The sequence below is a fragment of the Pseudobutyrivibrio sp. C4 genome (assembly GCF_900111635.1).
Lineage (GTDB): Bacteria > Bacillota > Clostridia > Lachnospirales > Lachnospiraceae > Pseudobutyrivibrio > Pseudobutyrivibrio ruminis.
Map to the genome: position 1 here is coordinate 665,121 of NZ_FOHF01000001.1, position 13,510 is coordinate 678,630.

The 13,510-nt window shown below is 40.1% G+C and carries 12 protein-coding genes; 6 read left to right on the top strand and 6 right to left on the bottom strand.

From position 1 onward, the window contains the following. Positions 1–74: 74 nt before the first annotated feature. The 3 genes from tpiA to gap form a co-directional block, all read right to left on the bottom strand. Entirely contained in the window at positions 75–821 is a 747-nt protein-coding gene (gene tpiA / locus BMY66_RS03145) for a triose-phosphate isomerase (protein WP_074790640.1), read from the bottom strand. A gap of 165 nt (positions 822–986) precedes the next feature. Further along, positions 987–2,210 (bottom strand): phosphoglycerate kinase, encoded by a 1,224-nt coding sequence (locus BMY66_RS03150; protein ID WP_090394097.1) that lies wholly within the window; start codon positions 2,208–2,210, stop codon positions 987–989. A gap of 82 nt (positions 2,211–2,292) precedes the next feature. Then, entirely contained in the window at positions 2,293–3,309 is a 1,017-nt protein-coding gene (gene gap / locus BMY66_RS03155) for a type I glyceraldehyde-3-phosphate dehydrogenase (protein WP_015549339.1), read from the bottom strand. 225 nt (positions 3,310–3,534) lie between these two features. On the opposite strand from gap, the gene BMY66_RS03160 reads away from it, so the two are divergent. Beyond that, positions 3,535–4,344, top strand: coding sequence for a histidinol-phosphatase HisJ family protein (locus tag BMY66_RS03160; RefSeq protein ID WP_090394098.1), 810 nt, complete (start codon positions 3,535–3,537; stop codon positions 4,342–4,344). 15 nt (positions 4,345–4,359) lie between these two features. Here BMY66_RS03160 and BMY66_RS03165 read toward each other — a convergent pair whose 3' ends face one another. The 3 genes from BMY66_RS03165 to BMY66_RS03175 all read right to left on the bottom strand — a co-directional run bounded on the left by BMY66_RS03165 (position 4,360) and on the right by BMY66_RS03175 (position 8,291). Then, positions 4,360–5,145 carry a shikimate kinase gene (locus BMY66_RS03165; RefSeq protein WP_044933915.1) on the bottom strand — a complete coding sequence of 262 codons (786 nt, stop codon included), beginning with the start codon at positions 5,143–5,145 and terminating at the stop codon, positions 4,360–4,362. Positions 5,146–5,269: 124 nt separating this feature from the next. Further along, the gene (locus tag BMY66_RS03170; protein ID WP_090394099.1) at positions 5,270–7,270 is read right to left on the bottom strand and encodes an oxidoreductase; all 2,001 of its coding nucleotides are present in this window, start codon (positions 7,268–7,270) and stop codon (positions 5,270–5,272) included. A 136-nt stretch (positions 7,271–7,406) separates the two neighbouring features. Beyond that, the gene (locus BMY66_RS03175; protein WP_090394100.1) at positions 7,407–8,291 is read right to left on the bottom strand and encodes a LysR family transcriptional regulator; all 885 of its coding nucleotides are present in this window, start codon (positions 8,289–8,291) and stop codon (positions 7,407–7,409) included. A gap of 213 nt (positions 8,292–8,504) precedes the next feature. On the opposite strand from BMY66_RS03175, the gene BMY66_RS03180 reads away from it, so the two are divergent. From BMY66_RS03180 to BMY66_RS03200, 5 genes are all read left to right on the top strand, one after another. Then, positions 8,505–9,380 (top strand): shikimate dehydrogenase, encoded by an 876-nt coding sequence (locus BMY66_RS03180; protein WP_044933910.1) that lies wholly within the window; start codon positions 8,505–8,507, stop codon positions 9,378–9,380. Between the two features lie 16 nt (positions 9,381–9,396). After that, positions 9,397–10,602, top strand: coding sequence for an MFS transporter (locus BMY66_RS03185; protein ID WP_074790652.1), 1,206 nt, complete (start codon positions 9,397–9,399; stop codon positions 10,600–10,602). 16 nt (positions 10,603–10,618) lie between these two features. Further along, positions 10,619–11,380, top strand: a complete 762-nt coding sequence (aroD, locus tag BMY66_RS03190) for a type I 3-dehydroquinate dehydratase (protein ID WP_090394101.1) — start codon at positions 10,619–10,621, stop codon at positions 11,378–11,380. A gap of 159 nt (positions 11,381–11,539) precedes the next feature. Beyond that, positions 11,540–12,178: a TRAP transporter small permease gene (locus BMY66_RS03195; RefSeq protein WP_330387041.1), complete on the top strand. Its 639-nt coding sequence runs from the start codon at positions 11,540–11,542 to the stop codon at positions 12,176–12,178. A gap of 2 nt (positions 12,179–12,180) precedes the next feature. Beyond that, a complete protein-coding gene (locus BMY66_RS03200) occupies positions 12,181–13,470 on the top strand; it encodes a TRAP transporter large permease (RefSeq protein ID WP_044933904.1) in 1,290 nt (429 codons plus the stop codon). Positions 13,471–13,510: the final 40 nt, after the last annotated feature.

A 13,510-nucleotide genomic window follows, 5' to 3' on the forward strand; every position in this document is an offset into this window, starting at 1 on the left:
CATGTAAAACTTTAGGAGTTTTTACTACTTATAATTGACAATTTCAACAAAGTCTTTCCTAAAACCCAATTTTATTAAGCATTAACGATTTTACCGAAGTCTGGCTTAAGTGAAGCACCGCCGATAAGACCACCATCAATGTTTGGCTTGCTAAGAAGCTCAGCTGCGTTAGAAGCATTCATAGATCCGCCGTACTGAATACGAACAGCCTCTGCTGTAGCACCATCATAAAGCTTAGCAATAAGCTCACGGATGAATGCACAAACTTCTTCTGCCTGATCAGCTGTAGCTGTCTCACCTGTACCGATAGCCCAGATTGGCTCGTAAGCGATAACAAGGTTCTTTACCTGGTCAGCTGTAACACCTGAAAGATCCCAAGTAATCTGACGCTCGATCCACTCCTTGTATGTGCCAGCCTTGCGAAGTGCAAGTGACTCACCACAGCAAAGGATTGGTGTAAGACCAGCAGCAAATGCCTTCTTAACCTTAGCATTGATAAGAATATCATTCTCACCAAAGATGTCACGTCTCTCAGAGTGACCCATGATAACGTACTTAACACCAGCGTCTACAAGCATAGGAGCTGAAATCTCGCCTGTGAAAGCACCCTTATCCTCGATGTAGAAGTTCTCAGCACCAACGTTTACGTTTGTGCCCTTTACAGCCTCTACTACAGGAACGATATCGATTGCAGGTACGCAATATACTACGTCTACATCATCGTTCTTTACTAAATCCTTAAGCTCAGCAACAAGCTTTACAGCCTCAGAAGGTGTCATGTTCATCTTCCAGTTGCCGGCAATAATTCTTCTTCTTGCCATTTTTTCTCTCCTTTACGAGAATAGAACTTCGCCAGTTACGCCTACAAGCCTTAGTATCTTTTCGCTCGACTAGAATGTCTCGCGCAAAAGATCTAAGAGCTTGTTGTCTACTAGCTTGTTCAATTCTCTTAATCTACATAAATAAGATTTATTTACCTTTACGATTTATTTGTCGTCTGCTGCGTAAACGCCAGGAAGCTCCTTACCCTCAAGGAACTCAAGTGATGCTCCACCACCTGTAGAGATGTGGCTCATCTTGTCAGCGAATCCCATCTGGTTAACAGCTGCAGCTGAATCACCACCACCGATGATTGTTGTAGCATCTGTCTCAGCAAGTGCCTTAGCAACTGCTTCTGTACCTACAGCAAGTGCTGGGTTCTCGAAAAGACCCATTGGTCCGTTCCAAAGAACTGTCTTAGCTGTCTTAACCTTCTCAGAGAAAAGAGCAACTGTCTTAGGTCCGATATCGCAACCCTCTCTGTCAGCTGGCATGTTCTCTGTATCATATGTCTCGCACTCTACTGGAGCATCGATTGGATCTGGGAAGCCTGCGATTGTAACAGCATCAAGTGGAAGGAGAATTTCCTTACCCATGCTCTTAGCCTTCTCAAGCATTTCCTTACAGTAATCAAGCTTTGTATCGTCGCAAAGTGACTTACCGATTTCGTAACCCATAGCCTTCTGGAATGTGTAAGACATACCACCACCGATGATAAGTGTGTCACACTTCTCAAGAAGGTTGTTGATAACGTTAAGCTTATCAGCTACCTTTGCACCACCAAGAATTGCTACGAATGGACGTACAGGATTCTCAACAGCGTTGCCAAGGAAGTCGATTTCCTTCTGCATAAGGTATCCAACTACGTTTGAACCACCCTTAGCTGTGATGAACTTTGTAACACCAGCTACAGAAGCGTGAGCTCTGTGTGATGAACCGAAAGCATCGCATACATAATCATCTGCAAGATCAGCAAGCTCCTTAGAGAATGCCTCACCGTTCTTTGTCTCTTCCTCGCCACGGAAACGAGTATTCTGAAGAAGAACTACATCTCCTTCCTTCATAGCCTCAACTGCCTTTGTAGCAGCTTCGCCTGTTACGTTGTAATCAGAAACGAATGTTACTTCCTTACCAAGCTTCTCTGAAAGACGCTTTGCAACTGGAGCAAGTGACTCGCCCTCGTTAGGACCATTCTTTACCTTTCCAAGATGTGAGCAAAGAATAACCTTTCCACCATCAGCAATAAGCTTGTTGATTGTAGGAAGAGCTGCCTTGATACGTGTATCATCTGTGATTTCGCCACCCTTAAGAGGTACGTTGAAATCGCAACGAACAAGTACGCGACGACCCTTAACATTAATGTCATCTACTGTCTTCTTATTTAATGCCATAATTATATCCTCCATATAAAATAAAAAAGGGCTCGGTCCAATAGGACCGGACCCTTTAAAAGTCGTATTTCGTAAAAACGAATTAAGCTAACTCTGAGAAGTACTTGATTGTACGAACCATCTGTGATGTGTAGCTGTTCTCGTTATCATACCAAGAAACAACCTGTACCTCGTACTGATCATCAGAAACCTTAGAAACCATTGTCTGTGTAGCATCGAAGAGAGAACCAAATCTCATACCTACGATATCTGAAGAAACGATTTCATCCTCGTTGTAACCGAATGACTCGTTAGCTGCTGCCTTCATAGCTGCGTTGATACCCTCAACTGTAACGTCCTTCTTGTTTACAACTGCTGTAAGGATTGTTGTAGAACCTGTTGGTGTAGGAACACGCTGAGCAGATCCGATAAGCTTTCCGTTAAGCTCTGGGATAACAAGACCGATAGCCTTTGCTGCACCTGTTGAGTTAGGAACGATGTTAACTGCTGCTGCACGTGAACGACGAAGATCACCCTTTCTCTGTGGGCCATCAAGTGTCATCTGATCACCTGTGTAAGCGTGGATTGTTACCATGATACCAGACTGGATTGGAGCGTACTTGTTAAGTGCGTCAGCCATTGGTGCTAAGCAGTTTGTTGTACATGAAGCTGCTGAAATGATTGTATCAGAAGCCTTAAGTGTCTCATGGTTTGTATTGTAAACGATTGTAGGAAGATCGTTTCCTGCTGGTGCAGAGATAACAACCTTTCTAGCACCTGCATTGATATGAGCCTGTGCCTTTTCCTTTGATGTGTAGAATCCTGAGCACTCAAGAACTACGTCAACCTTAAGGTCACCCCATGGGCAATTGTTTGCATCTGGGAATGCATAGATCTTGATTTCCTTACCGCAAACGATGATTGAATCATCTGTGCAAGAAACCTCATCTGCATGCTCATACTTTCCCTGTGATGAATCATACTTTAAAAGATGTGCTAACATCTTTGGGCTAGTTAAGTCGTTGATTGCTACTACTTCGTAACCTTCTGCTCCGAACATCTGACGGAATGCAAGACGTCCGATACGGCCAAAACCGTTGATTGCTACTCTTACTGCCATTTTTAAATCCTCCTAAAGATTCTTTTAAAATTTTCTTTGAAGCTCTCAAAGAGCCCCGTATGCACTTTATTTTATACAACATCAATCTATAATTCAACCCCAAATTGAAATATTGTTAAAATTTTCTCAATGTACTTATATTATTTGTATTTTCAAACAATATTTCTTGCGCCTGCCAGTATCATCAATTAATATTTAGTTACTTATACAAAGGAGGCTACAACAATGTTTTGGGACAATCACATGCACTGTAATTTTTCAGGAGACTCCGACGCTTCTCCTATTGATATGATAAACTCTGCAAAAGCAAAAGGCCTGCTAGGTATTACTTTTACAGACCACTTGGATATCGACTATCCTAAGCAGTTTGGATTCTTCGATTTAGATTTAGAGAACTACTATCCTACCTTGCACAAACTTGCAAAGCAGGAATCAACTGATAAATTTACCATATTGAATGGACTAGAGGTTGGCATTCAGCCACATGTTGCTGATAAATGCAATGAAGCTGTTAATGCTCATCCATATGACTTCATAATAGGAAGTACTCACCTTGTGGATAAATGGGACCCATACTTCGACAGTTTTTGGGAACGTGATACAGAAAGCGCTTTGCTAAACCGATATTACGAATCCATTCTTGAAAACATTACCGTATTTACGAATTTTGATACAGTTGGTCATTTGGATTACGCATTTAGATATGCACGTAACCAGGAGGCAAAGCACAACACACATCAACCATATGCAGAAATCATTGATGCCATCCTTCAGCAAATTATAAAGCTAGATAAGGCATTGGAGGTAAACACTGCCGCATTCAGAAAAGGAATGGGTGCTCCCAATCCTGCTCCATCTATTATCAAAAGATACAAAGAATTGGGCGGTAAAATGATTACACTAGGTGCCGACGCACATACTCCCGAGGATGTTGCTGCAGATTTTGATAAGCTACCTGACTTATTAAATGATTGTGGCTTCCATGAATATTATGTATTTAAAAACAGAAAGCCTGAAGCTTATCCATTGAGATAGGCCTCAGGCTTTTTCTTAATCGTTATCTAATTTTAAAAGAGAATTAACAAGTTCCTCGCAAATTTCCAACTCTGACTTACCATCAGTTTCAATTATGATATCAGCTGCAGCAACATATTTCTCTCTTCTTTTAAGCATCAACTCTTCTATAAATTCAACACTCTTATTATTTTCGATAAGAGGTCTATCATGGCTATCCTTTACTCTCTCAAGGATTGTCTCTGGCTTTGCGGTTAAAAGAACAACACGTCCATTCTTCTTCATCTCCTGGACGTTTACATCACGCATTGGTGTACCACCCCCACATGAAATTACAACATTACGCTTTGACTGCATTTCCTTCAATAGGTTTGTCTCGGCATTTCTGAAGTGCTCTTCTCCATATACCTCAAAAATATCAGAAATAGACATGCCCTCTCTATCAGAAATAACCTGATCCATCTCTACCACTTCCATGGCAAAGCATGTGCTCAAATAATCAGAGATTGTAGTTTTACCTGCTCCCATAAATCCAATAAGTACAATATTGTAATTGAACAAGTGTCTAGCTTGAATACGCTTGGCATTTTTAACTATCGAACTATATATGTCCTTTACTTCCTTGCCGTGACGTTTCCCTTCCAAGCTCTTGTCTAACCAGCGGTCTCTTTTTTCATCCTGTTCTGGCTGTAAAATCTGTAAACCATTCTCTTCTTTGTATGCCATAATTTCCTCAACAATGGCATTTCTCATAAGCAGTGCATTAAGAATAATTTCGTCGTTCTGAGCAAGATGCTCTCTTAACATTTTGAGCTGTTCCATGTCTTATTCCCCTTTGATACCTTGTTTTGAATAGTATCATACTAAAAAATCAGACAGAAAGAAACAACTTTTTCCTTCTGTCTGATAAATAAATTTTAGATTAAATTAATAAGGAAGTTAAATCTTAAAGAAAATCATGTCTCTCAAGAACCTTGATAATATCACGACCTTCTTCTGTACCTTCGATAATACGACGAGCACGCTTAGAATCACCAATATTGTAAATCTCAACATTTGTGTCTTCAAATGCAGTATTTAACTCATCGATGATAGGTGTGTTAGAGCGCATACCAAGGCAGATGAATCCTAAATCAAAGTCAATGTTTTCGATTTCGCCTTCTGGATTCTTAACGATAAACTTGTCGTTGCATACTTCCTGAAGTGCTGTATTTGTCATCTGACGAACATTGTACTTAGCCATCTTTGCAGCTGTATCGCACTTTGTGATTGGATCAAGTCCGTTACCAATGATAGGTAACATCTCGATGATAGTAACTTCAGCACCTCTTTCTGTGAAGTATTCCATAACATCAAGACCTACGGCACCGCCACCAACAACAGCAACCTTCTTACCTGTCATATCCTCTGGATATGTATCAAGACGCTCAATCATCTTAATAACTGTAGCTACATTTGAATCATCCTTATCAACAAGGTCTAATAATCCCTTGATAGGTGGTAATGTAGGGTTTGAACCTGTAGCATTTACGATGATATCTGGGTTCAAGCTCTTAATCTGATCAACTGTAGTATCGTTGTTCTTAAATATGAAGAGATTTCTTAATTTGCTAGCACGGTTAATCATGTACTTAGGGAAATCAGCAAGTCTCTTCTTGTCAGGAATCTTTGAAATCTGAACAGAAAGACCGCCAAGCTCTGCCTTCTTCTCAAGAAGGAATGTTGTACATCCAACCTCTGCAGCTGTACAAGCAGCTTCAAGACCTGCTGTACCACCACCGATAACTACAACGTTGCAAGGCTTATTAACCTTTCTCTTGTAGTATTCGTCATTAGCGTTAACAGCTGGGTTTACTGTACAACGAATTGGAAGGTTAAGGCCAATTCTGTGACCTGCACAACCTACGTTACATGAAATACACTTACGAAGCTCATCCTCACGGTTGAACTCTACCTTATTTACCCAATTAGGATCTGCGATAAGACCACGGCCCATACCGATGATATCAGCATCTCCTCTTTCAAGAATTTCCTCAGCGACCTTAGGATCACGAATATTTCCCATTGTTACACATGGCTTGCCATATTTTTCCTTAACAGCCTTTGCCATGTATGAACGCCATCCATCTGGAAGATAGTTTGCATCAATCTGGAACTGAATAGAACTATTAAGACCAGCAGAAACGTCAAATACGTCTACCTCTTCCTGGAAGTACTGTAAATACTCAATTGCGTCCTCTAGTGTGTTACCTCCCTCAACAAACTCATCAGCACTAATACGGACAAAAATTGGGAAGAATGGTCCTACCTGCTTTCTTACTTCTTCTACAACAAGCTTTGTAAATCTAGCGCGATTCTCTGGTGATCCGCCAAACTCATCTGTACGCTTGTTAGTAGTAGGTGAAAGGAACTGGCTCAAAAGATATGAGTGACCAGCATGAATTTCAACACAGTCAAAACCGGCTGTCTGTGCACGCTTTGCTGCCTCACCATACTTCTTTACAATATTGTAGATTTCTTCCTTCTCAAGTGGACGTGGAATCTCTCCGCCTGCCTTTGAAGGGATATCTGATGCAGAAACTGGCTGCTCTCCTGTACGAGCAGAAACAGCTGACGCACCAGCGTGGTTAATCTGAATACCTACACAAGCGCCATGCTTATGCATTCTCTCTGTAAAGTAATATAAACGTGGAATGAAATTGTCATGATCAATTCGAAGCTGGGTTGTACCATTAGAACCCTGTGGTGAAAAGACACTAGCATTTTCAACCATTAATAATCCTGTACCACCCTTAGCTCTCTGCTCATAGTAATCAATATGAACAAATGTCATCTCACCATTCTGATCACCGTAGTTAGTTCCCATTGGTGTCATCATGATACGATTCTTAAGTGTCATACGACGAATTGTAAGTGGTTCAAAAATGTGTGGATACTTATTTCTCATTATAGAATGCTCCTATTTACAAACAAAATTTACGTGATAAGAGCTGTCAAGATGAAAAGCGGGCATGCTTTCCTTTTTTATAAGAAAAGTATAATCCCGCTTTAATATCAAAATCCAATTCATTTTTTGTAATTAATTAGTGCATAGAATGTACCAATATGAAGTCAATCATACGTTTTACGGCAGGCATCTGATATCGCCCCTTCATGTACGCCATATAAACAGTGTGTGAAAGACTATATTCTGTGGAAAGCTTCTTTATTATAACGTCATTTCTGTGAATACTATCTACATCCGCAACAAGGGCTATTCCAAAGTCAGCTGCAACAAGGGCTGCTATACCATTTTCGTCAGGTGATTCACAGATAAAGTTAGGCTCAACCTTATTCTGTAGAAAGAAGTCCCTGGTCAAACGACCTAAGCCTGATTTGCGTGTGTATCCCAAAACAGGGTATTTTTCAAAAATTGATGCATCTAAGGTATCGTTTTCTTCCAGAGGATGTCCCTTAGGAATAATAACCACCAGTTCCTGTTGTAATATAGGAATAAACTTAATATTTGGCTCATCCTTCACAAAGGAACCAAATATAATATCGTAGTTGCCTGACTTTAAACCTTCTATATTTTTAGAAGTGATATCCTGATGGAAATTGAATGTTACTTCGCTATTTCTATCTTCTAATAGGAAAGCTCTACAAACATTCGGAATAAACGAACCAGCAAGAGGAGCCACATATGCTAAATCAATATGCCCTCCTGAACCTGTCAATTGATGCATTTTTCGATCAGCCAAATTGATTTCATTTAGAATTCTATCAACGTGCTCGTAAAAAATATCTCCTGTTTTGGTCAAAACTACGTTGCGTCCAGTTCTTTCAAATAAGACTACTCCCAGCTCTGATTCAAGGGCATTTATTGAGCGGCTAAGGGATGGTTCTGATATATGAAGCTTTTCTGCAGCCTGATTGAAATGCTGTAATCTAGCGGCCTCATAAAAATACATCATTTGATTTAGAGTCATAGTTCTCCTCTCTCTGTTTTGCACAATATAATTGTTGTATTTTCATTACTTATTATCAATTTTACCACAATTGATAGCTAAAAGCTATTAATAATATGCAATAGAAGTATTGGAATTATACAGTAATACACATTAAAATATATGTATAAAGACTGTTAAGATTTTAACAAAGGGCATGCAAAATCTTAAAGAATTTATGGAGGAATTAAAATTATGGCAGAAAGAATTACAGGACACACAGAGCTTATCGGACTTATGGCTTATCCAATCAGACACTCAAGCTCACCAGCTATGCACAATGAAGCATTTGCATATCTTGGTCTCGATTATGCTTATCTCGCATTTGAGGTAGATAATAGCACACTCGAGGATGCTGTAAAAGGTATCAGAGCACTTAAGCTTGTAGGCTCAAACGTTTCTATGCCTAACAAGACTGTAGTAGGTAAGTATCTTGATAAGTTATCTCCTGCTGCTGAGCTTTGCGGAGCTGTAAACACAATCGTAAATGAGAACGGTGTTCTTACAGGTCACATCACAGACGGTATCGGTTACATGCAGTCACTTAAGGACTACGATATCGATGTTATCGGAAAGAAAATGACAATCGTTGGTTGTGGCGGTGCTGGTACTGCTATCCAGATTCAGGCCGCACTTGATGGCGTTAAAGAAATGTCTATCTTCAACGTAAAGGATGCTTTCTGGGATAACGCTCAGGAAACAGTTAACAAGATCAACGAGAGAACAAACTGCAAGGCTACACTTTATGACTTAGCAGACCTTGACGCTCTTAGAAGAGAAATCGCTGATTCTTACCTTCTTGCAAATGCAACAGGTATGGGTATGAAGCCACTTGAGGGCCAGACATGGTTACCAGATACTTCATATCTTCGTCCAGACCTTATCGTAACTGATACAGTTTACGCACCAGCAAAGACAAAGTTCCTTGAGATGGCTGAGGAAGTTGGATGTAAGAGAATGAACGGTTTTGGAATGATGTTATTCCAGGGCGCTGCAGCATTCAAGCTTTGGACAGGCAAAGAAATGCCAATCGAACACATGAAAGAAGTACTTGGTATTAAGTACGAGTAAATTTAAGGAGAAAAATATGAACAAGAAATATTTTCCAGCAGCTTTAATTCTTTATTTGAATTACTTTATTCACGGAGTTGGTTGCTCAATCTTAGGACAATCAGTTATTAAGGAAGCTCTTGCTACTAGCTGGGGCGTAGAGGTAATGTCAATCACTGCTATTTCAGCAGCACTTGGTCTTGGTAGACTTATCGCTCTTCCATTCGCAGGCCCTCTTTCAGATAAGTTAGGCCGTCGTATTTCAGTTATGATCGGTGGAGCTTCATATGCTATCTACCTCATCGGTCTTGCTATGGCATTCAACGCTGGTGTTAACGGTGGATACCAGATCGCATACATTTGCGCTATCGTTGGTGGTATTGCAAACTCTTTCCTTGATACTGGTATTTACCCAGCTGTTGCTGAGATTATCAGCGATGCTCCTGGTGTAGCTACAATGGGAATTAAGTTCTTTATCGCTATTTCACAGATGTTACTTCCATTCTTCCTTGGAATGACAGTTGCAACAAACGCAGCAGGTCTTGTTTCTTACAACAGACTCTTCTATGTTTGTGGCGTTGCTTACATCGTATTACTTGTACTTATCCTTATCCTTCCACTTCCAGATTCAGATGCAGCTGCAGCTGAAAAGAAGGAAGGTCTTATCGATAGCTTAAAGCACACTCACTTCTCTATCGAGTCAGTTGCTATGATTCTTATCGGTTTCACATGTACAGGTACATTCCAGTTATGGCTTAACTGTGCACAGAACTTTGCTAAGACAAATGTTGGTTGGGAAGATCCTTCAATCATGCAGACATATTACTCAATGGGTACAATCCTTGCTCTTATCGTTACTGCTCTTCTTACACGTAAGATTAAGGACGTTCGTTTCATCGTTGCATACCCAGTTATCTGTCTTGTAACATTGATTTTAGTTCTTTCAGCTCCTTCAGTTGGATTATGTAAGGTTGCAGCATTCGTTATCGGTTGGGCTGGTGCCGGCGGACTTCTTCAGATTGCTACATCAGTATGTAACATGCTCTTCCCTAAAATTAAGGGTACAGTTACAGCACTTGTAATGATTGCTTCATCACTTTGCAACTACACTATCCTTACAGCTGCTTCACAGATGACACCATCTGGCGTTATGGTTATGAACATCGTACTTACAGCTGTTGGTGTATTACTTGGATTATTTGTAAATCTTAGATACACTAAGATGGTAGAGGCAAATTCATAAAACAGAGGAAAATAATATGAATACAGTAAAAGTTAGAAATGTTGTTATTGGCGAAGGTGTACCAAAGATTTGCGTGCCTATCGTTGGAAAAACAAAAGAAGACATCCTCGCAGCAGCTGCTTCATTCAACGGCGTTGCACATGATGTAGTTGAATGGCGTGTTGACTGGTTTGATGATGTATTTGATTTTTCAAAGGTTGAGGACGTTCTTAAGGATTTAAGAGCTGCTCTTGGCGACACACCTCTCCTCTTCACTTTCAGAACAAGCAAAGAAGGTGGAGAAAAATCTATCGAGAAAGATGCTTACGCTACACTTAATAAGAATGCAGCTGCAACTGGTATGGTAGATTTAGTTGATGTAGAAGTTTTCACAGGTGATGATATTGTTAAGGATATCGTTGCTAGCGCTCATGCAAATGGAGTTAAGGTTGTAGCTTCTAACCACGACTTCGACAAGACTCCTGACAAGGACGATATCGTATCTCGTCTTCGTAAAATGCAGGAACTTGGCGCAGATATTCCAAAGATTGCTGTTATGCCTACTTGCAAAAAGGATGTAGTTACACTCCTTGCTGCAACAGAAGAAATGGCAAGCAATTATGCAGATCGTCCAATCATCACAATGTCTATGGCAGGCACAGGACTTGTTAGCCGTCTTTGCGGCGAAGCATTCGGTTCTGCTCTCACATTTGGTGCTGTTGGAAAAGCTTCTGCACCAGGCCAGATGAACGCATCAGACCTTTCTACAATACTTAATCTTATACATGGTTCAATGTAATTATTAAGTCTTATAAGGGCGGTTTGTGCTTAGCACAAATTGCCCTTTAATTTTAAGAATTTAGTGTAAATATTCTGAATTATTTTAACTTTACTTTGCTAAAGTATTTCATAATGTTTATACTTATATCATACAAACTAGCCAAAGGGGTACCATTATATGACGGGAATCAAACGTATTTTTTTCTTTGTAGACGAATACCTTGAAGAATTCATCATGGTCGTTCTTCTTATTGCAATGAGTGTCATTATGGGCATTCAGATTTTCTGCCGCTACATTCTAGGCGCTTCTCTCTCTTGGTCAGAAGAAATCACTAGATATCTATTTATCTGGTCAGCATTTTTCAGTGTAAGCTTATGCACCAAAAAATGTATTTCAATTAAAATCGACCAGTTCATCCGAAATCTCAAGCCAAGAAAAAAGGCATCCGTTAAAGTATTAAATCTTACAGTAGAATTTGTTTTCTTTGTATATTTAATACCTTTTGCATACAGGTACCTTATGGCAACTATAGAAAGCGGTCAGGTTTCTCCTGCCTGCGGAATTCCTATGTATTACGTACAGTCAGCTCCACTTGTGTGCTTTACACTTTGCGCTATCCGCATCTTAGAAAGATGGTTTTTAGAGTGGCATAATGTCATCCATCAGGAAGAGCTCAAGGATTGGCCATCTCACTTGGCAGAGCTTGAAAGACGTGCAAATCTCAAGAATTCTATGAGTAATCTCCTTTCACAGGAAAACTTTAATAAAGAAATACTCGAACAGGACAATACCAGCAACAAGGAAGGAGGAAATTAAGCATGAGCGCAATCACTGTACTTATTCTTTTTGTAATTTGCTTAATTATAGCCATTCCTGTATCAATCTCACTTGGTATAGTTGCTGTACTTCCAGGAGCATTTGATCCTTCATTTACTGCAAGTGCCAGCTATGTAATCCGTTCCATGGTGGGCGGTATCGACAGCTTCCCTCTTCTTGCAGTTCCAATGTTTGTTTTATCAGGAATCATTATGGCTCACGGTCAGATTTCCAAAAAGTTATTTGACGTGTTCTCATATTTTATTGGTAAGAAAACTGCAGGCGTTCCATGTGCTGTAATCATCACATGCCTTTTCTATGGTGCCATTTCCGGTTCAGCTCCAGCAACAGTTGCTGCCGTTGGCTCCATGACTATCCCTCTTCTACTGAATATGGGATATGATAAAAAGTTTTCTACAGCAATTGTCGCTGTAGCCGGTGGACTTGGTGTTATCATTCCACCTAGTATTCCTTTTATTATGTATGCAATGGCCTCCGGCGAATCAGTAGGCAACCTGTTTATTGCAGGTATCATTCCTGGAATCCTTATAAGCGTGCTTTTAATGCTTTACGCTTACATTCACTGCAAATGCTGCGGGGAAGATAAAGAAAAGATTAACGCTGAAATCGACGCACTTCATGCAAAGGGATTTGGAAAAATCTTCAAAGACAGCTTCTTTGCAATACTTAGCCCAATCATCGTACTTGGTTGTATTTATGCCGGCATAGCATCACCTACAGAAGCTGCCGTTATCTCAGTATTTTATGCATTAGTTGTCAGCTTATTTGTTTACAAGACAATTCGCATTTCCGATATATGGAATATTTTTGTGGAAGCAATGAAAACTTACGCACCAATCCTTTTCATTCTTGCTGCATCCACAGCATTCTCACGAGTGCTTACTTTAATGCAGGTGCCACAGCTTGTCAGCGGATATATTCTGGATAATTTTACCAACAAGATTATCCTTTTACTTGTAATCAACCTATTCCTTCTCATCGTAGGAATGGTTATGGATACAACTCCTGCCATCCTCATTTTATCTCCTATCCTGCTTCCTATTGTTCAGGCTGTAGGCATGGATGGCATTCACTTCGGTATTATGATGGTTGTTAACCTTGCAATCGGATTTGTAACACCTCCAATTGGTGTAAATCTTTTCGTTGCAAGCTCACTTACAGATGTGCCTGTTATGGATATTGCTAAGAAGGCAATGCCTATGATTTTAATGTTCTTAGTTGCTTTGTTACTTATCACATTCATTCCAGCCATCAGCTTAGTTCTTTTATAAACCGTATCAGGAGAAACAATATGAGATTTAAACAACTACT

Excerpts from the sequence above, each read along its gene's own strand:
- BMY66_RS03180 (WP_044933910.1), top strand. The coding sequence starts at position 8,505 with ATGGCAGAAAGAATTACAGGACACACAGAGCTTATCGGACTTATGGCT.
- BMY66_RS03165 (WP_044933915.1), bottom strand. The coding sequence starts at position 5,145 with ATGGAACAGCTCAAAATGTTAAGAGAGCATCTTGCTCAGAACGACGAA.
- BMY66_RS03160 (WP_090394098.1), top strand. The coding sequence starts at position 3,535 with ATGTTTTGGGACAATCACATGCACTGTAATTTTTCAGGAGACTCCGAC.
- BMY66_RS03150 (WP_090394097.1), bottom strand. The coding sequence starts at position 2,210 with ATGGCATTAAATAAGAAGACAGTAGATGACATTAATGTTAAGGGTCGT.
- BMY66_RS03200 (WP_044933904.1), top strand. The coding sequence starts at position 12,181 with ATGAGCGCAATCACTGTACTTATTCTTTTTGTAATTTGCTTAATTATA.
- aroD (WP_090394101.1), top strand. The coding sequence starts at position 10,619 with ATGAATACAGTAAAAGTTAGAAATGTTGTTATTGGCGAAGGTGTACCA.
- BMY66_RS03185 (WP_074790652.1), top strand. The coding sequence starts at position 9,397 with ATGAACAAGAAATATTTTCCAGCAGCTTTAATTCTTTATTTGAATTAC.
- BMY66_RS03195 (WP_330387041.1), top strand. The coding sequence starts at position 11,540 with ATGACGGGAATCAAACGTATTTTTTTCTTTGTAGACGAATACCTTGAA.
- BMY66_RS03170 (WP_090394099.1), bottom strand. The coding sequence starts at position 7,270 with ATGAGAAATAAGTATCCACACATTTTTGAACCACTTACAATTCGTCGT.
- gap (WP_015549339.1), bottom strand. The coding sequence starts at position 3,309 with ATGGCAGTAAGAGTAGCAATCAACGGTTTTGGCCGTATCGGACGTCTT.
- tpiA (WP_074790640.1), bottom strand. The coding sequence starts at position 821 with ATGGCAAGAAGAAGAATTATTGCCGGCAACTGGAAGATGAACATGACA.
- BMY66_RS03175 (WP_090394100.1), bottom strand. The coding sequence starts at position 8,291 with ATGACTCTAAATCAAATGATGTATTTTTATGAGGCCGCTAGATTACAG.